General features: G+C 42.5%; 18 protein-coding genes and 1 tRNA gene. 5 read left to right on the forward strand and 14 right to left on the reverse strand.

What is annotated here, in order from left to right; all coding sequences use genetic code 11:
- Nucleotides 1-24: 24 nt before the first annotated feature.
- The 10 genes from PHQ42_01190 to PHQ42_01235 form a co-directional block, all read right to left on the reverse strand.
- Nucleotides 25-98: transfer RNA gene (locus tag PHQ42_01190), tRNA-Val, on the reverse strand.
- A gap of 235 nt (nucleotides 99-333) precedes the next feature.
- On the reverse strand, nucleotides 334-744 hold the full coding sequence (locus PHQ42_01195; protein MDD5071329.1) for a ribonuclease HI family protein: 411 nt from the start codon (nucleotides 742-744) through the stop codon (nucleotides 334-336).
- Between the two features lie 33 nt (nucleotides 745-777).
- Nucleotides 778-2,496, reverse strand: coding sequence for a single-stranded-DNA-specific exonuclease RecJ (gene recJ / locus PHQ42_01200; GenBank protein ID MDD5071330.1), 1,719 nt, complete (start codon nucleotides 2,494-2,496; stop codon nucleotides 778-780).
- 154 nt (nucleotides 2,497-2,650) lie between these two features.
- The gene (locus PHQ42_01205; GenBank protein MDD5071331.1) at nucleotides 2,651-3,088 is read right to left on the reverse strand and encodes a GxxExxY protein; all 438 of its coding nucleotides are present in this window, start codon (nucleotides 3,086-3,088) and stop codon (nucleotides 2,651-2,653) included.
- Between the two features lie 70 nt (nucleotides 3,089-3,158).
- Nucleotides 3,159-5,000 (reverse strand): translation elongation factor 4, encoded by a 1,842-nt coding sequence (lepA, locus tag PHQ42_01210; protein MDD5071332.1) that lies wholly within the window; start codon nucleotides 4,998-5,000, stop codon nucleotides 3,159-3,161.
- Nucleotides 5,001-5,226: 226 nt separating this feature from the next.
- Complete coding sequence (gene dapB, locus PHQ42_01215; protein MDD5071333.1) at nucleotides 5,227-6,084, reverse strand: 4-hydroxy-tetrahydrodipicolinate reductase; 858 nt, start codon at nucleotides 6,082-6,084, stop codon at nucleotides 5,227-5,229.
- A 177-nt stretch (nucleotides 6,085-6,261) separates the two neighbouring features.
- The gene (murJ, locus tag PHQ42_01220; GenBank protein ID MDD5071334.1) at nucleotides 6,262-7,914 is read right to left on the reverse strand and encodes a murein biosynthesis integral membrane protein MurJ; all 1,653 of its coding nucleotides are present in this window, start codon (nucleotides 7,912-7,914) and stop codon (nucleotides 6,262-6,264) included.
- Nucleotides 7,911-10,595: a GNAT family N-acetyltransferase gene (locus PHQ42_01225; GenBank protein MDD5071335.1), complete on the reverse strand. Its 2,685-nt coding sequence runs from the start codon at nucleotides 10,593-10,595 to the stop codon at nucleotides 7,911-7,913. Before PHQ42_01225 ends, murJ begins: the two co-directional genes overlap by 4 nt.
- A gap of 83 nt (nucleotides 10,596-10,678) precedes the next feature.
- Nucleotides 10,679-12,595 (reverse strand): acetate--CoA ligase, encoded by a 1,917-nt coding sequence (acs, locus tag PHQ42_01230; protein MDD5071336.1) that lies wholly within the window; start codon nucleotides 12,593-12,595, stop codon nucleotides 10,679-10,681.
- A 17-nt stretch (nucleotides 12,596-12,612) separates the two neighbouring features.
- A complete protein-coding gene (locus PHQ42_01235) occupies nucleotides 12,613-12,801 on the reverse strand; it encodes a hypothetical protein (GenBank protein ID MDD5071337.1) in 189 nt (62 codons plus the stop codon).
- A 138-nt stretch (nucleotides 12,802-12,939) separates the two neighbouring features.
- On the opposite strand from PHQ42_01235, the gene PHQ42_01240 reads away from it, so the two are divergent.
- Both PHQ42_01240 and PHQ42_01245 read left to right on the forward strand, forming a co-directional pair.
- Nucleotides 12,940-13,131 (forward strand): hypothetical protein, encoded by a 192-nt coding sequence (locus PHQ42_01240; protein MDD5071338.1) that lies wholly within the window; start codon nucleotides 12,940-12,942, stop codon nucleotides 13,129-13,131.
- Nucleotides 13,132-13,157: 26 nt separating this feature from the next.
- Nucleotides 13,158-13,361: a hypothetical protein gene (locus tag PHQ42_01245; protein MDD5071339.1), complete on the forward strand. Its 204-nt coding sequence runs from the start codon at nucleotides 13,158-13,160 to the stop codon at nucleotides 13,359-13,361.
- A gap of 55 nt (nucleotides 13,362-13,416) precedes the next feature.
- Here PHQ42_01245 and PHQ42_01250 read toward each other — a convergent pair whose 3' ends face one another.
- Complete coding sequence (locus PHQ42_01250) at nucleotides 13,417-14,868, reverse strand: hypothetical protein (protein ID MDD5071340.1); 1,452 nt, start codon at nucleotides 14,866-14,868, stop codon at nucleotides 13,417-13,419.
- Between the two features lie 252 nt (nucleotides 14,869-15,120).
- Between PHQ42_01250 and PHQ42_01255 the strand changes: the two genes are divergently transcribed.
- The 3 genes from PHQ42_01255 (at nucleotide 15,121) to PHQ42_01265 (ending at nucleotide 17,053) form a co-directional block, all read left to right on the forward strand.
- The gene (locus PHQ42_01255; protein MDD5071341.1) at nucleotides 15,121-15,849 is read left to right on the forward strand and encodes a hypothetical protein; all 729 of its coding nucleotides are present in this window, start codon (nucleotides 15,121-15,123) and stop codon (nucleotides 15,847-15,849) included.
- An 81-nt stretch (nucleotides 15,850-15,930) separates the two neighbouring features.
- A complete protein-coding gene (locus PHQ42_01260; protein ID MDD5071342.1) occupies nucleotides 15,931-16,572 on the forward strand; it encodes a trimeric intracellular cation channel family protein in 642 nt (213 codons plus the stop codon).
- Nucleotides 16,573-16,579: 7 nt separating this feature from the next.
- Nucleotides 16,580-17,053, forward strand: a complete 474-nt coding sequence (locus tag PHQ42_01265; protein MDD5071343.1) for a hypothetical protein — start codon at nucleotides 16,580-16,582, stop codon at nucleotides 17,051-17,053.
- A gap of 105 nt (nucleotides 17,054-17,158) precedes the next feature.
- Here the strand turns inward: PHQ42_01265 and rpoC are convergent, their stop codons facing one another.
- The 3 genes from rpoC to PHQ42_01280 all read right to left on the reverse strand — a co-directional run bounded on the left by rpoC (nucleotide 17,159) and on the right by PHQ42_01280 (nucleotide 24,806).
- A complete protein-coding gene (rpoC, locus tag PHQ42_01270) occupies nucleotides 17,159-21,118 on the reverse strand; it encodes a DNA-directed RNA polymerase subunit beta' (protein MDD5071344.1) in 3,960 nt (1,319 codons plus the stop codon).
- Between the two features lie 173 nt (nucleotides 21,119-21,291).
- Nucleotides 21,292-24,300 carry a DNA-directed RNA polymerase subunit beta gene (locus tag PHQ42_01275; protein MDD5071345.1) on the reverse strand — a complete coding sequence of 1,003 codons (3,009 nt, stop codon included), beginning with the start codon at nucleotides 24,298-24,300 and terminating at the stop codon, nucleotides 21,292-21,294.
- Nucleotides 24,301-24,326: 26 nt separating this feature from the next.
- Complete coding sequence (locus PHQ42_01280) at nucleotides 24,327-24,806, reverse strand: hypothetical protein (protein MDD5071346.1); 480 nt, start codon at nucleotides 24,804-24,806, stop codon at nucleotides 24,327-24,329.
- Nucleotides 24,807-24,840: the final 34 nt, after the last annotated feature.

Here is a 24,840-nt window from a genome sequence, read left to right on the forward strand (position 1 = left end):
CCTGCTTCGCTTTGCATTTTTCTGTGGGTCTGGGGGGACTTGAACCTCCGACCTTACGGATGTGAACCGTACGCTCTAACCAGCTGAGCTACAGACCCTTTTATTAATATTTTAAATAATTTAAGCGAAGCAAAGCGGGCAGGTGTGAACGCAGCACTCTACCGCTGAGTTATACGCCCAAAGTTATTTTCTTTTTTCACCTCTTCCTTTTTGCATGGGATTCAAACAGCCTGCCCCGCTAGGGGAGCTGGCCGGGAATTTAAATTGAATCTTAATCCCTAATTACCTAAATACCTAATTCATTCTTAATTCTTAAATCATAAATCTTAAATCTCAGACTCCCCTGTCCATCGCCTTATTCGCCAAAACGTCCGCTTCTTTATTTCTTTCCCGAGGCACATGATTAAAACTTACTTTTTTAAAACCGATTTCCAAATTATAAATCTGTAAAAACAAAGGGGCTAATTCCGGATTCTTAACCTTATATTCTCTTTTTAGCTGTTTAACCACTAATTCGCTGTCTAAATAAAAATCCAACTCCTCCCCGCCTAATTCCTTGGCTTTTTTCATGGTCGCAATTACCGCTTTGTATTCGGCCTGGTTATTGGTAGCGTGGCCAATATGTTCCGAAATTTCCGCCAGCTTTTTTTTATTCCCGTCATAAATCACTCCCCCAATTCCGCCCGGACCCGGGTTCCCTCTCGCCCCACCATCCGTGTAGATTATTAATTTCTTATAAGACATAATCGTTATGCGTTATGCGTTATGCGTTATGCGTTATGCGTTATGCGATTTTACGTCCACCAACTTCAACTGCACCTCGCTCCGGCAGTTAAAATTATTCTTTTCTATATAATAAACCATATCAACCATATCACCAATTTTAAAATCTTTCCATTCTTCGCTCCGGCCAAAAGCAACCGCCCAAAAACCGTTGAACCGAAATTTCACATGCTGGCCGTCTGCGCCCATATTCATAATATCTTTGATTTGAACGCCCTTGGTGAAAAATTTTGGCTGGGGATTGCCCTGTCCAAAAGGCAAAAATTTTTCTATGCCTCCAAATAATTTCTCATCTATTTCGTTCAAATTAAGCTCCGCTTCTATCTTTAATTTTGGCTGAAGATTTGTTTGCGACAATTCTCTCTTGGCCGCTTTCCGCATCTTAGCGATAAAATTATCCAAATTAGCAGAAAGCAGAGAAAAACCGCAAGCAGCCGGATGTCCGCCGTATTTCTCCAAAAATTTTTTAGCCTCCTCCAAGGCGGCCACAATATTAAATTCTTCAATGCTTCGGCCCGAACCTTTGTACCCGTCTCCGACTTCGGTAATTACTAAAACCGGACGGTAATATTTTTCGCAAAGCTTGCCGGCAACCAAGCCGATCACGCCTTCGTTCCAGGCTTCTTGCTCCTTCTCCCGCAAAGGGCAGACGCCAATAATAATATAATCCTCCTGTTTATTTTCCGCAATAATTTGCTTCTCTATTTCTTCCATTATTTCTTCGGTAATTCTTTGGCGGTCAATATTTTTTTTGCTAAGTTTTATTGCTAGGTCTTCCGCCTCTTTCTTATCCTTGGTAACCAGCAAGCCAAAAGCGGTATTGGCATGTTCCATGCGCCCGGCGGCATTAAGCCGGGGACCAAGTTGAAATCCTATATTCCAAGATTCAAGATTCCCCCTAATTTGGGCCGCTTCTATTAATTTTCGCAAACCCAATCTTGAAGTTTTATTCAGAACTTTAAGCCCCTCTTTTACCAATATTCTATTTTCGCCCAAAAGATTTACGCAATCCGCGACTGTGCCGATTGCCACTAGGTCAAGAGTCCGTTCTTTGAGTTTTGTTTTTTTCTCCTCCGGCAGTTTGGACTTGGCTATTATGGCGGAAACCAATTTATAGGCCACGCCCACGCCGGCCAAATCTTTAGATGGATATCTTTCATCCCTGACATTAGGATTAATTATGAGGCAATCCGGTAAATTCTCTTTTTCCGGAGCGGCATGGTGGTCGGTAATAATAATGTCCAGCCCTTTTTTCTTAATATACCCGACTTCTTCTTTGTCGCGGATGCCTCCGTCCACGGTAATAATAAGCTTGATGTTACCCTTTATAAACTCATCAATCGCTTTCCTGTTAAGCCCGTACCCCTCGCTCACCCGATCCGGTATATAAACCTCCGCTTGCGCTTTGAGGATTTTCAAAACTTCCGCCAAAAGAGCGGAAGAAGTAACTCCGTCTGCGTCGTAGTCCCCATAAACCAAAATTTTATTTTGTTCTCTAATATGTTTAATTATCAATTCAACAGCCGCCTCCATGTCTTTAAATAAAAATGGATCGGAAATTTTGGAAAAATCAGAATCTAAAAAATTTTCAATCGCTTCCTTTTCTTTTAGGCCGCGGTTAAAAAGCAATTGCAAAACAACCCGATTATAGCCAGGGTATTTACTTATGAATTCATCTTTAATTTTCGGCACCACTTGCCAAATTTTTTCCATATATTTAAATTACATCAAGGCTAGGCCGACCGTCCAGATTACCATGGAAAGAATTATCATCACCGATATAATCATCCAAACAATTTTTATTATTTTGCGTTGTTTCATATGTTATACACGAAATTAACGAATAAACACGAAAGGACGAATTCGCTTACTCATCCTCTCTGCGCTTACCGGTTATTCCTATGTGTTTATGATCATTAGTAAGAACTACTCTTTTAATGTATAATTTTGGGCTTCTGAAATTAACAAAAATTCCGAGCTCAAAATCACTTACTTTTAAATAACTATATATCTGGTCCACAAAATTCCTTGGAATTATATCAACTGCTTTTACTTCTAAAATTATCTTATTCTCAATAATAAAATCCGGCTTATAAGCTCCGATGATTCTGCCTGTTAATGGCGAATAAATGTTGATGCTGACTTCTCTCTTATATTTAATCCCATACTTTTGCAGCAATTCCTCAATAATATTACAGTAGACTTTCTCTTTATGCCCTGGGCCATATATTTTTCTGGCCTCTATTAATATACCCTGAACCTTATAACTTAACTCCTTATATATTATTTCCCCTCCTTGATACATATTTTATCATTTATTAAATTATGAAGACATCATTCGTTTTTTTCGTATTTTTTCGTTCTCTTCGTGTCTTTTATCTTTTTAAAATCTTCACAAACGCTTCCGGCGGAATTTCCACGCTTCCCTTGCCGGCCGCCATCATTTTCTTTTTTCCCTTTTTCTGCTTTTCCAATAACTTCCTTTTTCGGCTCACGTCTCCGCCGTAAAGTTTGGCTGTAACATCTTTGCGCATAGCCGATAATCTTTCCGCGGCAATAACTTTTCCGCCGATTGAGGCCTGCAATTTCAAAACAAACATCTGTTTGGGCAAAGATTCTTTTAAGGTTTCCACAATCTTCTTGCCTTCCCGAAAAGCTTCATCGCGATAAACAATCATTGATAGAGCCTCCACCGGCTCTTCGGCCACTAAAATATCCAACTTTACCACATCGGCCGAACGATAATCCAAATAATCATAGTTGATAGAAGCGTATCCGGAGCTGATACTTTTTATTTTATCATAAAAATCTGTCAAAATTGCGGCCATCGGTATTTCGTAATGAAGAATAACCGTGTCTTTTTCCAAATATTCCGTATTCTTATAAATTCCTCTTTTGCTTTGGACCAATTTCATGACCGCGCCCATATAATCTTTCGGGGCAACAACGTCCAAAAATACCCAAGGTTCTTCCACCTCCTTTATTTCCGCCTGGTCCGGCAATCTCTGCGGGGTGCGGATAATTATTTCTTCGCCGTTCGTTTTTTGGACCTTATAGGCTACGCTCGGCAAAGTTACAATTAAAGATAAATTATATTCCCGCCGCAACCTTTCCTGAAAAATCTCTAAGTGCAGAAGGCCCAAAAATCCGCAGCGAAAACCAAAGCCCAGAGCTTCGGAGCGTTCCGGCTCATAGGCCAAGGCGGCGTCGTTTAATTTTAATTTTTCCATGGCTTCCCGCAAATCCTGAAAATCGCTGCCTTCACGAGGGAAAACTCCGGCAAAAACCATCGGCTTTACTTCTTTATACCCATGCAGAGGTTTTAATTCTTCATTCTTAAATCTTAAATCTGAAATCGTCACGGTATCTCCCACCCGGCATTCGCTGACATTTTTAAAACCGGTTATAATATAGCCGATTTCTCCGGCTTTCAAACTGCCCGTAGATTTATATTCCGGTTTAAAAATGCCAACATCCAAAGCTTCGCTTTTTGCTCCTGTCGCTATTAAAAAAATTTTATCTCCTTTTTTTATTTCTCCGTCCATAACCCGGACATGCGCGACCACTCCCCGGTATTCATCATAATTGGAATCAAAAATCAAGGCTCGTAGAGACGCATGATTATGCGTCTCCGGCGCCGGCACGCGGCTAACCACCGCTTCTAATATTTCTTCCACCCCCTGACCGGTTTTACCGGAAGATAAAATTATTTCTTCCTCCGGGCAACCGATTAATTTTATAATTTCTTCTTTTGTTTTGGCTACATCCGCCGCCGGCAAATCTATTTTATTAACCACCGGAATAATAACCAAATTTTGTTCTATAGCCAAAAAAAGATTGGCCAGGGTCTGGGCCTGAATACCTTGAGTCGCGTCTACAAGTAAAACCGCTCCCTCCACCGCGGCCAAAGACCGGGAAACCTCATAAGAAAAATCAACATGCCCTGGGGTATCAATCAGATTTAAAATATAAACCTCTTTCTCCTCTGACTTCTTACTTTCCTGTCCCGCCTTGGCGGTGATTACTTCATAATTCATCGTCACGGGTTGTAGTTTGATTGTTATTCCTCTTTCCCTTTCTATATCCATCCTGTCCAACAACTGCTCTTTCATTTTCCTTTTTTCAACCGTTCCGGTAATTTCCAGCATCCTATCGGCCAAGGTTGATTTACCGTGGTCAATATGCGCTATTATACAAAAATTACGAATATTGTTCATAAAAAACAAAAGCAATTTTTCTTGCTTTATAACTTTATAACTTTTTACTTTCTACTGATTTTATCTTATCTTTTTTTCTCCTTTTGGTCAAATAGATAAACAAAGGGGTTCGACCCCCAAACTGGGGGTCGAACCCCTAAACACTAAATAAAAAAAGGCGAACATCTCTGTCCGCCCTCATCCTAAAAGTCCTAAGAATCTCAAGAATCCCAAAGATCCTATCAATTCACCGCAGGCCCAGAACATCCTGCATGTCGTAAAGACCGGATATCTGCCCTACGATCCACAGGGCCGCCCGAATTGCGCCTTGGGCAAAAGCGTCGCGGGAACCGACACGGCTGGTAAATTCAAGCCGCTCACCGGCTCCGGCAAAAAATACCGTATGGTCGCCGACAACATCCCCGGCCCGCAAAGAGTGAACACCAATTTCTTTATCCGGCCGCTCGCCGATCATTCCTTGACGACCATGACGAAAAACTTCTTCCGGATCCCAGCCTCTGACCTCGGCGATAATCTCCGCTAGCCTCTTAGCGGTGCCACTGGGAGAATCCTTTTTGCGCCGATGATGAATCTCCATAATTTCAGGGTCAAAACCTTCGCCCAGAATGGATGCGGCTCTTTCGGTCAACCAAAAAAGAAGGTTTACCCCGAGGCTGAAATTCGGCGCCAAGACGCAGGGCACGCATTCGGCAACCTGCCGAAGATAGGACATATCCTGTTCATTCAGGCTGGTTGAACCGATTACCATCGGCTTCTCCTGGCCGACGACCAGGGCGGCGTTGGCCATAAACGATTCCTTACCACTTACGTCAATGACAACGTCAGACGAAGCAATAACCGAGGGCAGGTCGTCAGAATCCCGGGGAGTAAAAAAAATCTTCGTTCCCGGAATCGGAAAATCCGTCAGCTTTTCTGCCCTTTCAACTGCTCCGGCCAGCTCAATTCCGCCAGTGGCATTGACCGCCTTAACAATTTGGCTTCCCATTCTGCCGGCCGCGCCAAACACAGTTACCTTTACAGTTTCCACTGTCTTTCTCCTTTTTATTAAATGGTGATAACCAACGGGCAACTTCGAAAAGAACATCAAATAAAATTATCATTATATTAAAAATAAGTCAAGGACAAAAAGGGAGTTATAAAAGGGGTTTAGCCCCGAAGCTTCGGAGCTAAACCCCTTATCCCAAGAATCCTAAGAATCCTAAAAATCTTAAGAATCCCACTTATAATCATTTAATCATTCTTAATTCTTAATTCTTAATTCCTAAATTCCCCGCGCTTCCCCCTGATCCTCGGTCGTCACTTTCTTTAAGGGCTGGCGGCAAAGCTTGCATTTAATCGGCGTCCAGATAGCCATAAACTCTTCACTACGAAGTAGCGAGCAGACGGCGGCATAAATAAATATGCCGGCTATGCCAGCAACCGCACCCTGAGTTAAAACTCCCCAAAATTTGGCCATATCAACAAAGAACCCGACCAACATTTTCATGCCCTGGACCGTAATGCCGCAAGCCAAAGCCGCGGCGGAAAACTTTATCACCGCCACCAAAATTTTCATCTCATCCATATTGCCAAGAGAGAACCGCAGAGCCAGCCAAAGAAGAACAAAATTAAGTATGGAAGCCAGGGAAAAAGCCAAGGCCAAACCTTCTACTCCCAATCTCCTGGCCAGCCACAAAGACAGGGCCACATTTATAACAGCGGAAAACAAACCGATAAAAAAGGGAGTTTTTGAATCATGCCGGGCGTAAAACACCCGCACCAAAAGCGGCAGGGAGGCTTGAGCGAAAAGGGACAGCGAGAAAAAACCCAAAGTATTCATGGTTAAAACCGTGTCTTCCCAGTCAAAAAGGCCGGTGCCCAAAATAACGCGGATAATTTGGGCCCGCAAGGTAATCAAAAGAACCGTGGACGGAACGATAAAAAATAAAATCTGGCGCAAGGTGGAAGAAAAACTCTCCACTAGGTCTTTTTTGGAAAAAGCCGCGGCGGAAAGAGAGGGAAAAGCGGCAATGGCGAAAGAAATGCCGAAAATACCGATTGGGAAAGATTGCAAATTATTGGCTAAATTAAAAATTGTCAAAGAGCCGACGACCAAAGTGGAAGCGATAATTGTAATCACGACCAAGTTTATCTGGGAAATAGCCAAACTCATTGTCCTCGGCGCCATCATAACCCCGATTTTCCTCAAATCCTTATTTTTAAAGTCAATCTTCAAACTATGCCTGAAACCTAGGGCGACTGCGGTCGGCAACTGAATCAGCATATGGAGCAAAGCGCCCAAAACTACGCCCCAGGCCAGGCCGTAGATTCCCCAAACCGGCACAAAATACAAAGCGCCGATGATAATCCCGAAGTTGTACATTATCGGCGCCAGGGAATAAACGAAAAATCTTTTGAATGATTGCAAAATTCCGCCCAAGACCGAAGAGATCCCCAAAAATAAAGGAGACAAAAACATTATTTGGGTCAAACTGGCGGTTAAAGCTTGCTTTTCCGCGGAAAAACCCGGGGCGATTACTCTGGTAAGGTGGGGGGCAAAAATAACTCCCAGGCCGCAAAGGGCCAAGAGGCCCAAGATTAAAATATTCAAAACATTGCTGGCCAGTTCCCAGGCTTTCTTATTTTCCTTGCCCGGGAAAAAACCAACAATTTTCTCCAACGGATTCTTGAGAAGGCCGACGAAAATAGGAATAAACCCGGCGGACAAAGCGCCCAAAACCAATAAATTAAAAATTAAATCCGGGATCCGAAAGGCGGCGTAATAAACGTCCAAAGTTTCGCCGGCGCCGAATTGACCGGCCAAAATCCGGTCGCGAAAAACACCCAAAAAACGGCTGACCAGGGACGAAGCCCCGACTAAGCCGGCCGCGACAGTTATATTATTTATTTGTCCGCCAAACAAACGTTTAATCATTTTGTAAAAAATTCAGCTCTATAAATTTTTCCCTCGTCAAATATGTTAAACCCCTTTTTCTTGAAAATATGGAGCATGACCTTATTATCTTTTAAAAACTTCGCATATATATTTTTTATTTTTCTTTTTCCGGCTATCTCTAAAATATAATCTGTGAATTTATCTTCCAGCCCCAAATTTTGCCAACGATCCGCGATCGCGATTGTAAATTCCGCTCCTTTGCCAAGTGGGTTGCTGACTAGTTCCACAACTCCGATCATTTTCGCCTCAATCGACCCCGTAAAGCTTTTTTTGTTTTTTATCCTGGCTACGAGAACCACTTCCCGGCCGTAATCAACATTCTTGCATCTTTGCCTCATGTAAGAAGAAGCTTTCCCTGTTTGGCCTAAAAATCTTTGCCTTAATGTTTTTTTGGAAAAATTATTAAACATCTCTACCCAAATTGGCTCGTCCTCCGGCCGGATCGGCCTGATTTTAATATTTTGCCCGTTTTTTAACTTATATTTTATGACATACTCCCTCGGATAGGGCGATATCGCCAGATGAGAATATGGTTTGCTCCCCTCTTTTATTATTTTTTTGTCCAATATGACTTTGGCGTCAAGCACTATTCCCCCATGCTCATCAACCGCAAAAGGATTTATGTCAAATTCTTTTATTTCGGGAAAATCAACTATCAAATAAGAAAATTTATAAAGTAAAAATTGAATTGACTGCAAATCAACTCCCGGCATATTCCTAAAACCCTTCAACATTTTATAAATTTTTGTATTAGCTATCATTCTCATTGATAAAGACATGTTAAGCGGCGGCAATCCGACCCGGATATCTTTAAAAATTTCAACAGCCAGACCGCCCATGCCAAAAACCAAAGCCGGACCAAATATCGGGTCTTTCTTGCAGCCTAAAATAAGCTCATATTTTTTATTTATCATCTTTTCAATAAATACGCCGTGAATATCGGCCTGCGGATTATGGCGCTTCGCTGAAGATATTATATCTTCAAACGCCTTGTTTGCTTCTTTTTTTGAACTCACATTGAGCTTTACCCCTCCAACATCTGTTTTGTGGGTTATGTCGGGCGAAAGGATTTTCATTGCTACCGGGAAACCGAGATTAAAAGCCATTTTTACGGCTTCCCGCGAAGTTTTGGCGATACCGTTTTCCGCTACAGGAATTTTATAATTAGCCAATAGTTCCTTTGCTTCCGCTTCCGTTAAACTGTCCCTGTCATCCCTTGTTATGGAATCAATCAACTCCCTGCTCTTCTTAGTTTTGGGAGAAAAAGCATGGGGGATTGTTGAGGGGGTTTCGGACAAAATATTTTGATTTTCCGAATAGCCGAATACCGACGCGAACGAACTGACTGCGTCTTCCGGAGAGAGATATGCCGGAACATTCCCGGTTTCCAATCTTTTTATTCCCTTGGCTACGCTGTCTCCCCCCATCCAGCTTGCTATTAAAATTTTTTTCGTATTTTTTGAAATATTTACCAATTCTTTTGCGATAGCGTCCGGATCGGTCATGGCCTGGGGAGTTAAGATGGCCAATGCTCCATCAACATTTTTGTCTTCCAGGCAAATTTTGACGGCGTCTCTGTATCGCAAATGGTCGGCGTCTCCCAAAAGGTCTACGGGGTTTCTCTTGCTCCAAGCCGGAGGCAAAATATTATTCAATTTTTTAACCGTTTTTTTCTCCAAGCTCGCCAGCCTTGCGGAAGAGTGCGCAATAGCGTCGGCTGCTATGACGCCGGGACCGCCCGCATTGGTTATGACCGCCAACCTATTGTTTTCCGGCCTATTTTGCATGGCCAAGAGTTTGGCTGTATAGAACAGGCCGTCAACCGTCTCCACCCTGACAATCCCGGATCTTTCAAAGGCGGCGCTGAAAACTTCATCATTGCCCGTTATACTTCCGGTATGGGATTTGGCCGCCAACGCTCCTTCCTGACTGCGGCCAACTTTCAAAACCACGATGGGCTTTGTCATTGAAAAGGCCCTAGCGGCGCTGATAAATTTTTTTGCCTCTTTTAAGGATTCCATATAGATAAGAATGCTGGAAGTGTTCGGATCTCGGCCAAAATAATCAATCAAATCGTGGAGGCCGATATCCAGCATCTCGCCTATTGAAACAAAACAACTAAAACCCACATTATTCTTAATTGACCAATCCAGGATAGAGGTGCACAAAGCGCCGCTTTGGGAGATAAAAGCAATGCGGCCGGGCAAAGCCGTTTGGCTCGCAAAACTCGCATTTAAATTTATCGAGGGTATTATAAAACCCAAACAATTTGGGCCGAGTATTTTTATATTAAATTTTCTCGCCGTCTCCAATATTCTCTCGCTCATGGCAGCGCCCTTTCTGCCAGTTTCAGAAAAGCCCGAAGAAATTATTATCGCGCTTCCAACTCCGGCCCGTCCGCAATCTTTAATTATTTCCAAAACGGTGCCGGCGGGCGTGGCGATTATGGCCAAATCAACCTTTTCCGGAATATCTTTGATTGATTTGCGGGCTTTGATATTTTTTATTTTTTTTCTTTTTATGCTTATCGGAAATATTTTTCCTTTGTATCCGCCGTCAACTAAATTGTCCATTAGGGCTTTGCCGACGCTCCCCTTTGAGTCGCTCGCTCCGACCACGGCAATTGTTTTTGGCTTAAATAATTTATCAAGATTTTTCATAGTTTATGTTCTCGCCTTATCAGGGGATTTAAAAAGTTTAATATTTTTTCCAAACCTTCAAATAAAGGAAATATTTTATGATTCTATACCAAGGCGCTTACATCGCCCAGCGGCAAACCCAATTCTTTGGCCCTGAGGACTCTTCTCATGATTTTTCCGCTTCTAGTCTTCGGCAATTTATCAACAAAAGCAATGTCTTTTATAACCGCCATCGGCCCTAGAGTCTTCCTCACCTGTTGCTTTAAATCTTGAACCAATAAATCTGATTGTTTTATGCCTTGTTTCAAAATTATAAAAGCTTTTATCACCTCACCCTTGACCTCGTCGGGCACGCCGATAACTCCCGCCTCCGCCACGGACCTGTGGGAGGCAAAAGCGCTCTCCACTTCGGCCGTGCCAATCCTGTGCCCGGCTATTTTTAGAACATCGTCTATCCGTCCCTGAACCCAAAAATATCCGTCTTTATCCCTGAAAGCCACATCGCCGGTAAAATACACGCCCTTAATCTGGCTCCAATATGTTTTTTTATACCTTTTGGGGTCGTTAAAAACGGTTCTGATCATGCTTGGCCATTGATTTTTTATCACCAAATACCCACCCTTGCCAACTGATACTTTTCGGCCATTCTTATCCAAAACATCCGCTATTATACCGGGAAAAGGTTTTCCAACGCTTCCGGCTTTTAAGGGAACGCTGGGCAGAGGAGTTATCATGTTCATACCCGTTTCCGTCTGCCACCAGGTATCCATAATCGGGCAGCGTTTTTTGCCAACATATTTATAATACCATTCCCAGGCCTCGGGATTTATCGGCTCTCCGACTGAACCCAAAATGCGCAAACTCGGCATCTTGTGTTGCCGCGGCCACTTAGCTCCATATTTCATCATTGCCCTTATTAAAGTCGGGGCGGTATATAAGACATTAACCCGATACTTTTCCACTATTTTCCAAATCCGATCCGGTTTAGGCATATCCGGAACGCCTTCATACATCAAAGTTGTTACGCCGGCCAATAACGGGCCATAAATTATATAACTATGCCCGGTAATCCATCCCGGATCCGCCGTGCACCAAAAAATTTCCTGGCCGTGCAAATCAAATACCCATTTTATAGTTCTAAGCACGCCCACCATATAACCGCCATGGGCATGGACCACCCCCTTGGGCTTGGAAGTTGTGCCCGAAGTGTAAAGAACAAAAACCGGATCTTCCGCCTCCATTTTTGCCGCTTTGGCAATCGGCGCCTGGCCCTTGATAAAATCATGGTACCAAATATCCCGCCTCTTATTAAATTTCACTTTTTTTCTATTATTCTTAACAACAATCACTTTTTTTATCGTCCGGCAACTTTTTACCGCTTCGCCAGCAATATCTTTCAAGTTAATCGCCTTTCCCCGCCTAAAACTGCCGTCAGCCGTAAATAATATTTTCGCCCTGGCGTCTTTTATCCTTTCCGCCAACGCCCCGGCCGAATAGCCGGCGTAAACCACGGAATGGACAGCGCCTATTTTCGCGCAAGCCAGCATAGCTATCGCGATTTCCGGAATATTCGGCATATAAACGGCTATCCGATCGCCTTTTTTGATCCCTGCCCCCCGCAAAGCATTAACTAATTTGTTTACCTCCTGATAAAGCTGCCAATAAGTATATTTTCTGGTGCGGCCGGTCTCATCCTCCCAAAGGATAGCTGTTTTATTTTTAATTTTAGTCTTTATGTGCCGATCAAGGGCATTATAAGCCAAATTGGTTTGACCTCCGACAAACCATTTAAAAAAAGGCGCTCCGCTAGCCACAAAAATTTTTTTCCAAGGCTTGAACCATTCCAGTTCTTTGGCGGCTTCTTCCCAGAATTTAAGAGGATTAGCCGAAGCTTTCTTGGAAATCTCCTTATAATCTTTAACAAGAGCATTCTTGATTATTTGCCTGGAAGGCCTGTATAATTTTTGGGAGATATTCAAAACATCAACCAGTTCCCTTTTATCAATTTTTTTGGGGTTCATAAAATTAATGGAAGTGATTATAAAATTCTGTTTTTTTCTGTTATTAATACTATTATACCAACAAAGAGCCAGACGAGCAAAGTCCAGTTAATATTTAAATAAGACAAAACCGCATCGGGCCAAGCCGATTCCAAAACAACAAAAACCGCCAAAGCGCCGGTTAGGGCATAAAACAATTCTTTAAAAATTAAATTAATATTCCTCATAAAGCCATTCGCACGCGCTATCCCGAGTACTCGGGATAGCGCGGCTTTTTCACGCTAGCGAAAAATAACATTGACAAGCAAAAAAATTTTTGGTAATTTCTATTTATATTTTACGCCAAAAAATCATAATGGGGGAAAATGGACACCAGGGAAGCTTTGCGCCTGCCAGGGACGATTCTTTTGAGAAATTTCACTGACCAAAAATCGGGAATCACGCTTGATGCCAACATGGCGCTGGAGACAATCGGTTTTAATGAAACCCACTATCAGTGCCTGATTTTCAATCGCAGAATAGTCTGGGTGCCGAAAAATATAACTAAAAAAGAATAACTTTCATTTTAAACAGAGGGGGAAAAATGGCAACTAACCAGACAACCGCCGGCAGAACGGCTAACCCTTTAAGGGATTTCACCGATCCGGAAACAAATATCACGGTTGAAAAGGGTGAAACCCTGCCCATTATCACCTTTGCGGCGGACAAGATCCAGTGTCTGGCTCAGGGTAAAGATGGGGAGTGTCCAATTTGGGTGCCGCGTTCAGCGGTGGAAATAAAAAAATGAAACTTATCGCAAAAAGCGATAAGAAAAGGCTAGTTCTGGCGACTGGCCTTTTTTATTAAAAAACTTCTTTCAACTTTTCCTTCAAATTTTTTCCTTCCAGTTCTATTTTTATTTCCTTTATTTGGATATTATCATTAATCTCATCATCGGCTCTAAGCCCCGGAACGGAAATAACAAAATTATTTTTATTCCATTTGCGGTAAGCATTGCTTAGGTCAAACTCGGCTTCTCCTATTTTCCAGCCGTCCTCTTCTTCCGGAATTTTATATTTGGCTAAAATATAATTTACACCAACCGGGTTAAGCAAAAAACTTTCATCAACTTTTTTGAAATTAGGATTGAATAAGCTTTCCGGATTAAAACTAAAAACCCCGTTACCGGCTAAAATTATATCGCCCCTGGCTATTCCTATTTCGCTGATTTCATTTTCAAGCACCTGGCTGAATTGTCGGTAAGTAGAGCTGATTTCTAATTCCTTATCCCCCGCCATAATTGTCTGTAAACTCCCCGGATTAATAGTTTGAGCATTGATCAGCCGGCTGTCAGTATAAAAGGGAATATCTTTATTGTTTTCGCTGGCCAGCCAAATTCTATTTAAAAAAGAAATTTTACTCTGGCTAGTCTCTATTTTTTGGGTCACGATATCGTCATTGGCGCGCAATTCCATCTTGTAAACTCCCTCTGGCAATCCGGCTTCAAAAAAATCAAGGCTTCTCGCTTCTCTTATCTCTCCCTTATCGGCTTTTATGCCATCATCGTCCAAATGCCGGCTGGCGATCAACCTGTCGCCGTAATACAAATTGATATCAATGGGATCGCTGTCTTTGTTCCGATTTAAATCCAGAAAAGTAAAAGTAAAATTCAAATCTTCATTTTTAAGATAAGCATAAAATTGGTACGGTCCGCGCAAAGAGTGGTTTATTTCCCGCTTGGCCTCGCTTGCTTCATAATCTTCAAGTAAATATTCTTTATTTAAATTATAATTATACAGGGCGATTTCCTCGGCCGGCGGCAAATCGGCTAAAAAATTATCCAAAGTATCATATTTCTTTTCTTTCTGTAAAAGTATCGTCTCATCTTCCTTGACCACATCCCAAACCAAAGCCAATTTATCAATAATTTTGTTTTCCACGGGTTGTAACTGATACCGCCATATAATTTCATCCATCAGCGCTCCAATCTCAATTAAGGGCCTCCCGCTCTCGTTTTTATATTTTAAAGTAAATTTAGCTTTATTGAATTTCCTCGGGGTGCGCAAAGAAAAATAAACCGGATCCCCAATTATTTTTTGGCTATTATCTTTATCTTCTTCCACTCTTTCCTTCGGCGTTAATTGGCCGATAAATTTATTTTCCCCGGCTAACTGGTAATTGCCCTTGGAAAAATCATAAACATAAGTGATTTTCCCAGTTGGCACGATCGCCATATACAAAAAGAAGACCGCGGCCGCCACTAGAAACAACCACAAAAATATCCTAAATTTTACAATCCAACTTGTTTTTTTCATAAACCAAACCCAGATATCATAAACTCTTGGGGGACTTGCGATATCCTATCTCCCGGCTTGCTAAAACCCCTGATTATTTATATAATTTAATTACGATTTGCTAACTTATATATAATTCATTTTACCTTATTTGAAACAAAAAATAAACCAATCCGCATAAACGGCCGAGCGATATTATCGTCTTTGTATTTTATATAAAGACGTGATATAAAAACGATTTTAATAAAATTTTTATAATGAAAAAAGAACTGTATGAAAAACAAAACTTTAATCATTGTTTTTTCTGCCTTTACGCTCGCGTTTACCGGCGCGGTGAACGCCGCTAACAGCGCTGACGGCAGTCAAAACCAAGCAGGGCAACAGACGCAAACCGCTAATCAAGGGGAAAACATCCAAATCCAGGTCCAACAGCAAACACAAACCCAGGAACAATTGCGGGATGAAAGCGGAGCGGACAGCCAAGCCCAAACCCAAAACCAAGTAAGAAATGAGGGTGAAACAAATCAGGCCCAAAGCCAAGAGCGGGAAGCGGTTCAAATGAAGGGCGCGGACGGTCCGCAAATGGCCGAACAAAGAAGAAGTATGGTCGCTAACGCGGTGCAGGAAATGCTCCAAGTCGCCGAGAGAAACGGCGGTATTGGCCAACAAGTGAAAACCATCGCCCAGGCGCAGGTCCAGAACCAGGAAAAACTGGAAGCCAGCTTGCAAAAAATTCAAAGCCGAAGCGGTTTTGCCAAATTTTTTGTCGGACCGAATTACGACGAAATAAATAACGCTAAAAAAATTCTGGAACAAAACCGTGAACAAATTGAACAACTAAACCAAACCAAAAACCAGCTTGCCAATCAGGATGATGAACAAAATTTAACCCGGCAGATTCAAACTTTGGAACAAGCTAGTTTGGAAATTAAAAATTCTTTGGAAACGGCGCAAAAGGGTTTTAGCTTGCTTGGTTGGATGTTTAGATTATTTTCCAAATAACTATCTGCCTTAAATATGTAATAATCTGTTTCCGAAGATTTTGGACCAGTTTTATACAGTTAAAAAATACTAAAATTTTACATGTACTTCCTTGACCTCCTGGGCACTCTGGCTTTTGCCATTGGCGGAGCCTATAAAGCCAAATCAAGAAAATTAAATATTTTTGGGGTAATCTTTTTGGGCGCGATTACGGCCGTAGGCGGGGGCACAGTCAGAGATTTAATCATCGGCCGCACCCCTCTTTTCTATTTGAAAGACCCCTATTATCTCGCCCTCTGCCTAATCGCCGGTTTGGCGACCTATCTTCTGCCGGCTTTTTTCAAAAGAAGATATGCGATTTTTCGCTTTATTGATTCAATTGGTTTGGCGACTTTTATTATTATCGGAACCTCAATAAGCTATGGCCATCTTTTTTCCCCCCTAAATCTCCCCAGCATAATCTCCGCCTTGTCTTGTATATTTTTGGGCATGCTTACCGGCGTTGGCGGCGGCATCTTGAGAGACGCAACCATGGGCGACACGCCATTTGCCTTAAAAGAAGGTTCAAATTACGTTGCCAGCGCTTTCTGGGGAGCCGCTCTTTTTTATTTGCTGATGTTTATTAATAATCCCTTGGCCGTCTTTATTTCTATGGCCGCCACCTTGATTTTGAGGGAAATTATTTCTCCTTTCGGAATCTATAAAAAAAGAAAGGCGTTTTTCAAAAAACAGGTTAATTATTAAAATAAATATGAACCATTCCATAAAAAAAGGTTTTAGCTTCGGCCTCACTTCCGGCGTCATTACCACTCTCGGCCTGATTGTCGGCCTCCACTCTTCCACTGGATCCGCTCTGGCTGTTATCGGCGGCATTATCACGATTGCCGTTGCCGATGCCATGTCCGACGCGCTTGGCATCCATATTTCCGAAGAAGCCGAAGGCCAGCACACAAAAAAAGAAATTTGGGTAGCAACCATCATGACTTTTTTAACAAAATTCTTTTTCGCTTCTTTGTTTATAATCCCATTTTTATTTTTATACCTTGGATCCGCTGTTGTTGTCAGCATCATCTGGGGGTTATTCTTGATAACCGCCATGAGTTTTCTTATGGCCAAAGAACAAGAAAACGGCTGGTTGGGGGCGGTAGGAGAACATTTGCTTATAGCTTTAGCGGTTATTTCTATGACTCACTATGTCGGCGAATTGGTGAAAAATCTTATTTAAAACTTGGGAATTAAATTTTTTCAAAAGCGACTTAGTCCTTAAATTTTTCTAAAATAAAAAACGCTCCTCAACGAAGCGTTTTTTATATTTAATTTTTCTATTAACTTATTTTTCGTATTCAATTCTCTTTTTATTTCCCTTATAGCCGGTACCGGCCGGAATTAAGCAGCCGATAATAACGTTTTCCTTCAGGCCTTCCAGATAATCAATCTTGCCATTCACGGCCGCCTCAATCAGAACCCGCGGCGTTTCCTGAAAAGAAGCAGCGGACAAAAAGCTGTCAGTAGACAATGATGCTTTAGTTATGCCCAAAAGCAAACGTTCGGTCTTCGCCGGTTTTTTTATATTTTCGTCTGCCCGGCGCAAAACCTTCTCCTCCACCACTTCTCCGGAAAGAAGATTCGTGCCGCCCGCATCTTTTATCAAATAACGGGAAAACATCTGGCGAGCGATTATTTCCACGTGCTTATCATTTAATGGCTGGCCCTGGGAAGAATAAACATACTGAATTTCTTTTATAATATATTTCTGTGTGTCCAAACGGCCCCGCAACTTATAGAGTTGGTGCAGGTCAAGGCTGCCTTCTGTTAATTGGTCGCCCTTTTTGACCTCATCTCCGTCCTTTACCCAAATCATCGTCCCCTTAGGAATCATAAACTCCCTTATTTTATCCACTTCGGTAAAAATCTTTATGTATTTTTCCTCAATTTTTACTTTTCCGTCTCCCTTGGTTTTTATTTTCTTTCCTCCTGCCGAAAATAAATCGTCTCCTTTTTTTACTTCTTCCCCGTCTTTAACTAAAATTTTTGTCTCCGCCTTTTTGCTCCCGCTCTTGCTTTCCGCCTTGCTCTCCCCGCTTACTTCGGAAAAGTAATATTTTTCCGCTTCCGCGCCCTTATAGTTAATCTTTAAAACTTTAACCTGGGGATTGGCTACCAAAATTTCTTTGCCATTTTCGTCTTTAATGGCTTTTTGGGCGGCCTCTATTTTTACTTTTCCGGAAACATCAGCCATAATCGCTTTTCTTTTTGGCGGACGGGCTTCAAAAATTTCTTCCACCCTGGGCAAACCCTGGGTAATATCTTCATGCCCGGCCACGCCTCCCGTGTGGAATGTCCTCATGGTAAGCTGGGTGCCCGGTTCGCCGATTGACTGGGCGGCAATGATTCCGACTGAAGTGCCTAAAACGACCGGCTTATTATAGCCCAGGTCATAGCCGTAACATTTGGCGCAGACTCCCTTGGCCAGCCGACAAGACAAAGTTGACCTCAAGCAAATTTCCTCTATATTTTCCTTTTTTAATTTTTCCACTATTTCTTCGGATAATAATTCGCCGGCTTTGATTAAAATTTTTCCGGTTTTGCTTTTAATGTCTTTAGCGAGAAAACGGCCCACAATTCTTTTGAAAAAATCTTCTCCCATTGCTTCATCACTTTCTTTTTTCGTAATAACTATGCCTTCCGTATCGCCGCAATCTTCTTCGGTGATAATAACGTCCTGGGCGACATCAACCAAGCGCCTGGTCAAATAACCGGCGTTAGCGGTTCGCAGAGCCGTATCGGATAAGCCTTTGCGGACACCATGGGTGGAAATAAAATATTCCAAAACTCCAAAACCTTCTTTAAAATTGCCTTTTACCGGCAACTCAATAATATCGCCGGAGGGAGAAGTTACCAAACCTTTCATGCCGAGAATTTGGACTGGCTGGGCCCAAGAGCCGCGAGCGCCCGATTCAATCATAGAATATACCGGACCGTCGCTGGGCAAACCCTCTTTGCAGATACCGGCTATTTGTTCCTTGACGCCGGTCCACAATTCAATAATTTTGCTATAACGCTCGCTTTCGGTCAAAAGCCCTTCTTCAAATTGTTCTTGGATGATTTCCACCTGCCCGTTGGCTTTGGAAATTAATTCATCTTTTTTAGGCAAACTCGGCAAATCTCCCATCCCCCAGGAAAGGCCGCTTTTGGTGATAAATTCAAAACTTTTGTTTTTCAATCCGTCAATGGTTTTTACCGTCACCTCTTCTCCGTAAAGGCGCAAACAATCTTTTATCAAATTTTTTAATTCTCCTTTGCCCACAATTTTATTTATAAAACGCAATTTCTCGGGAAGGAGGCTGTTAAAAATTATTTTCCCGATTGTGGTCTTGGTTAATTTTTCATCTTTTCCAAGCCGCACTCTGATGGGCTCATCGAGAAGAATATGGTCAGTTTCATAGGCCAATTCCGCTTCTTCTTCGCTGGTAAAACTTTTTAGTTTTTCCTCCGGCTTATCCGAGGCTCTTTCCCCCGTCATATAATAAGCGCCCCAAACAATATCTTGGTTGGGAGTTACGACCGGATCTCCGGTTGCCGGTTTTAATAAATTATGGGAAGAAAGCATAATATTTTTAGCTTCAGACAAAGCCTCTTGCGTTAAAGGCACATGAACCGCCATTTGGTCTCCGTCAAAATCGGCGTTGAAAGCGCTGCAAACCAAAGGATGAATTTGAATGGCTTTTCCCTCTATCAAAACCGGCTTAAAAGCCTGAATGCCCAGACGGTGCAGGGTCGGAGCCCGATTTAGAAGGACGTAAGATTTCTTTACAATTTCTTCTAAAATATCCCAAACCTCGTCATAACCGGCTTCTATAAAACGGGAAGCGCTGCGGACATTATGGACAACTTCTTTTTTTATCAATTTGCTGATAATAAAGGGCTTGAATAATTCCAGGGCCATAATTTTGGGCAAACCGCACTGGTCTAAATTAAGCTTTGGATTTACGACAATAACGCTTCGGCCGGAGTAGTCAATTCTTTTGCCCAATAAATTCTGGCGGAAACGGCCTTGTTTTCCCTTTAAGGAATCGGCCAAAGATTTAAGCTGGCGTTTCTGCCCGGTGGAAGCCACCACGGTTTTGCTTCGGCGGGCGGAGTTATCAATTAAGGCGTCAACCGCTTCCTGCAACATTCTTTTTTCGTTGCGGCAGATAACTTCCGGCGCGTTCAGGCCGATTAGCTGTTTTAGCCGGTTGTTTCGGTTGATTACGCGGCGATATAAGTCGTTTAGGTCGGAAGCGGCAAAACGGCCGCCATCTAAAGCCACCATCGGCCGCAGGTCGGGCGGAATTACGGGAACGGTTGTTAGAATCATCCATTCCGGCCGAATATTATTAGCCGCCAAACTCTTCAATAGCTTCAAGCGCTTTATTATTTTATCTTTCTTTGAATCAATGGCAATCTTCAAACCCTCTTCCAATTCCTTTATATCCTTTTCCAAATCAATTCTTGCCAGTAATTTTCTAACTGCTTCGGCTCCGATGCCGGCTTCAAAAATATGGCCGTATTTTATGCTTAAATTCTGGTAAGTATCTTCTGAAATAATCAAAAGCGGCTTTAATTCCCTTAATTCTTTCTGGGCCTGGCTAAAAGCATTATCAAGCTTGGCTATCTTTTCTTCCTTGGCTGAAGCTATGGCGTCTATTTCCGAAGAAAGCTTTTCGTCAATTTCCTCCTCTTTGCGGCTTTCCTGCAATAATTTCCCTTTCTTATTCTTTATTTCTCCAACCTGCCGGTTAAAGTCATTTTCGATTGACTTCTTTTTCTGCTTGTACTCTGTTTTTATCTGCTCCAAAGTAGCCGCCTTTAAGCCCTCGTCCACATCTGTAATTATAAAACTCGCGAAATAAATAACTCTTTCCAGGGCCTGGATGCTTAAATTCAAGATTAGGCCGATCTTGGAAGAAATCCCCCGCAAAAACCAGATATGGGAACAAGGGGACTGCAAAGTAATATGGCCCATTCTTTCCCGCCGGACAATTGAACGAGTCACTTCCACGCCGCACTTATCGCAGATAATGCCCTTATAGCGTATTTTTTTATATTTACCGCAAGAACATTCCCAATCTTTGGCCGGCCCAAAAATTTTTTCGCAAAAAAGCCCGTCTTTTTCCGGTTTTTGCGTCCGGTAGTTTATTGTTTCCGGCCGGATAACCTCGCCGTGAGACCATGACAAAATAACTTCAGGCGAAGCCAATTTTAATTTTATAGCGTCAAAATCAGTTGTTCTTATAGGATTTAACATAATATTTAATAATTTCTAATTTCTAATTCACCTAATTCCTAATAAAATTCCAAATTCCAAAATGTCTAATTTCTAAATTAAAAACGTTTTTGACATTAAAAATTTTTGCCTTAGACATTTTATTAGAAATTAGAAATTAGGTGAATTAGGAATTCTACTTTCTGTATATATTCTTATCGCTTCTTTTCATGCCTCTCCCTAATATCACCCCCTGAATCAATGTCGCTCTCCGCCCTTTTCTCTCCACCCAACAAATCCACATCCAAACACAAACCTTTTAATTCCCTCACCAAAACATTGAAAGATTCCGGAACGTTAAGTTTATTTATGGTCTCGCCCTTTATAATAGCCTCGTAGGCCTTGCTCCGGCCAGGAACATCGTCTGATTTAATGGTTAAAATTTCTTGCAAAGTATGGGCGGCGCCATAGCCTTCCAATGCCCAAACTTCCATTTCTCCGAAACGCTGGCCGCCGAATTGGGCTTTTCCGCCCAAAGGTTGCTGGGTTATCAGGGAATAAGGACCGATAGAACGCTGATGGATCTTGTCCTCAACCATATGGTTAAGTTTCAACATATACATATAACCCACGGCGATTTTATGGTCGTAGGGCTCGCCGGTTTTGCCATCGTTCAAAATAATTTTTCCATCTTCGGGCAAACCGGCGCGATTTAATTCTTCTTTTATTTTGGCTTCGCCAATGCCGTTTAGGGCTGGAGTTACTATGCGATATCCAAGTTTTTTAGCGGCAAACCCAAGGTGAGTTTCCAGAAGTTGCCCCAAATTCATGCGGGAAATAATTCCCAAAGGAGATAAAATTACATCAACCGGCGTTCCATCTTCCAGGTAAGGCATGTCTTCAACCGGGACAATTTTGGAAATAACGCCCTTATTGCCGTGGCGTCCCGCCATTTTATCCCCGACCTGAATTTTTCTCAAATTGGCGACTGATATTTGAATTGACTTTAATACTCCGGCAGAGAGTTTATCGCCCTCTTCCCGGGAAAAAATCTTTATATCAACTACTTTGCCGTGCTCGCCATGTTCCAGATAAAGGGAAGAGTCGCGCACGTCCTTGGCTTTCTCCCCGAAAATCGCCCGCAATAATTTTTCCTCGGCCGACAACTCGGTTTCACCCTTAGGCGTAATCTTCCCCACTAAAATATCGCCGGAAGAAACTTCGGCGCCAATGCGAATTATGCCCTCTTCATCAAGATTCTTTAATTTTTCTTCGCTGATATTGGGGATGTCGCTAGTTACCACCTCCGGGCCAAGCTTTGTGTCCCTTACGTCAATCGTGTAATTTTCTATATGAATTGAAGAATAAATATCGTCTCTGACCAGGCGCTCGGAAATAATAATCGCATCCTCGTAATTAAAGCCTTCCCAGGTCATAAAAGCCACTAAAGCGTTTTTTCCCAAAGCTAGTTCGCCTTCCGCAATGGCCGGACCATCGCTTACAATCTGATCTTTTTTTACCTTGTCGCCGACAGAAACAACCGGCCTTTGGTTTATGCAGGTGGACGAATTTGACCGTAAAAATTTCGTTAATTCGTATCTTGCTATTTTATCTTTTTTATTTTTTATCTCAATCGTCGAAGCGTCAGCCTTTACTATCTCCCCGTCTTCTTCCGCTATTATAACGTGCCCTGAATCACGGGCCGCCCTGGCTTCAATTCCGGTGCCGACAATTGACGCCTCATTCTCTATCAAAGGCACGGCTTGGCGTTGCATGTTCGTTCCCATCAAAGCTCTTTGCCCGTCATTATGCTCCATAAAAGGAATTAAGGAGGTGGCAATAGAGATAATTTGATTGGCGGCCACGCCTAAAAAATCAATTTTTGAGACTTCTTCTGTCCCTGGTTGTCCGAATTTTCTAACTTCGCATTTATCAACCAAAAAATGGCCGTCGGCGTCAATCGGCGTCGTAGCCGCGGTTGTAATATATTTTTCTTCCTGAAAAGAATCTAAATAAACAATCTCGTCGGTCACTACCGGCTTAACGGGAATGAGGACGCGGCTATCAACCTTTTTTGCTATTTCCTCGGCCTGGGCTTTGTTAATCCTTTCTCCTTCCTTGGCAATAACAGCGCCTTTTTTTTTGTCTTCAATTTTTGCGTAAAAAATTTCCATCTCCCCGCCCAAATCTTCCGAAGAAAGTTCTTTTACCTCGCAAATATCCTGGCGGGCAATCTGGCCAGCAATAATTTTTGGGTCATTTTTTAAATCATGAAGCACCCGCCGATAAGGCGCTTCCAGAAACCCATATTTATTAAGCTTGGCATAACTGGCCAAATGGCCGACCAAACCGATATTCGGACCTTCCGGAGTGGCAATCGGGCAAATGCGGCCGTAATGAGTCGTATGTACATCGCGAACATCAAAACCGGCCCGTTCTCTTGTTAAGCCCCCCGGACCCATGGCGGATAGCCGGCGCTTATGTTCCAATTCGGCCAAAGGATTGGTCTGATCCATAAACTGGGAAAGCTGGGAAGACATAAAAAATTCTTTGACCACAGAAATAACCGGCCGGGCGTTAATCAGTTTGTTCGGGGTTAAGCTGGTAATGTCGGCCGTGCTCATTCGGTCTTTAATAATTCTTTCCATTCTCGCCAAGCCTACCCTAAACCGGTTCTGGATCAATTCCCCGATCGCCCGGACGCGCCGATTGCCCAGGTGATCAATATCATCTTCCTGCTCCCCGGTAATATTTAGCCTTATAACTTCTTTTATCACCGCCACCAAATCCTCTTTTCTTAAAATTCTGGTTTCTTTGTTGTTGGGAATATCAAAACCGAATTTCCGGTTTAATTTGTAACGACCGACTCGACCGAAATCATAGCGGTCAAACCGGAAAAACATTGAATAAATCAGTTGCCGGGCATTGTCGGTCGCGGCCAAATCTCCCGGCCTAATCCTTTTGTAAACTTCCTGCAATCCCTCGGCTTCATTCTTTGCCGCATCCCGAGAAATGGTCGCCTCCACATAACTGGCTATCTCTTCATCCGTAACCTTCTTGTTGGATTCTTCCCTGCCCGGGATAATAAATCCTTCTTTGGCGGCAAACAGTTCCTTTATTTTTTCATCGCTGTCATAGCCAAAAGACCGCAACAAAGAGGTTACGGCCACTTTTCTTTTTCGGTCAATTCTTACCCAAATAGCCTTATTGGTGTCGGTCTCTATTTCCAGCCAGGCGCCGCGGTTGGGAATTATTTTCGCTCCATAGCATTTCTTGCCCTTGATAAAGTCGGAAGTGAAATAACGCCCGCGCTCCGGATAAGCTGGGAAACAACCACTCTCTCTATGCCATTCACTATAAAAGTTCCTCTTTTTGTCATCAAAGGAAAGTCGCCCAAAAAAACTTCCTGGGTGTTGGTTTCCCCGGTCCTTTTATTGGAAAGCCGAGTCTTGACACGAAGCGAAGCCTCAAAGGTCGTGTTTTTGGTTTTGCTTTCCGTTTCATTAAATTTCGGCTCGTCCAGATAATAATCTTCAAAATATAATTCTAGATCCCGGCCGATAAAATCCGTGACCGGAGAAATTTCATCAAAAAGTTCGGCCAGTCCTTCTTTCAAAAACCAATTATAAGAATCCTTCTGAATTTCTATCAGATCGGGCATGGGCATTGTTTCTCCTAGGCCAATGGTATTTTTTTCAACTTTTATATTTTGTGTCTTAGTGGTGGGCATAAAAATAATTTCAGACAACAAAAAACCTCAACAC

It is taken from the genome of Patescibacteria group bacterium (genome assembly GCA_028711655.1).
Classification (GTDB): Bacteria; Patescibacteriota; Patescibacteriia; order Patescibacteriales; family JAQTRU01; genus JAQTRU01.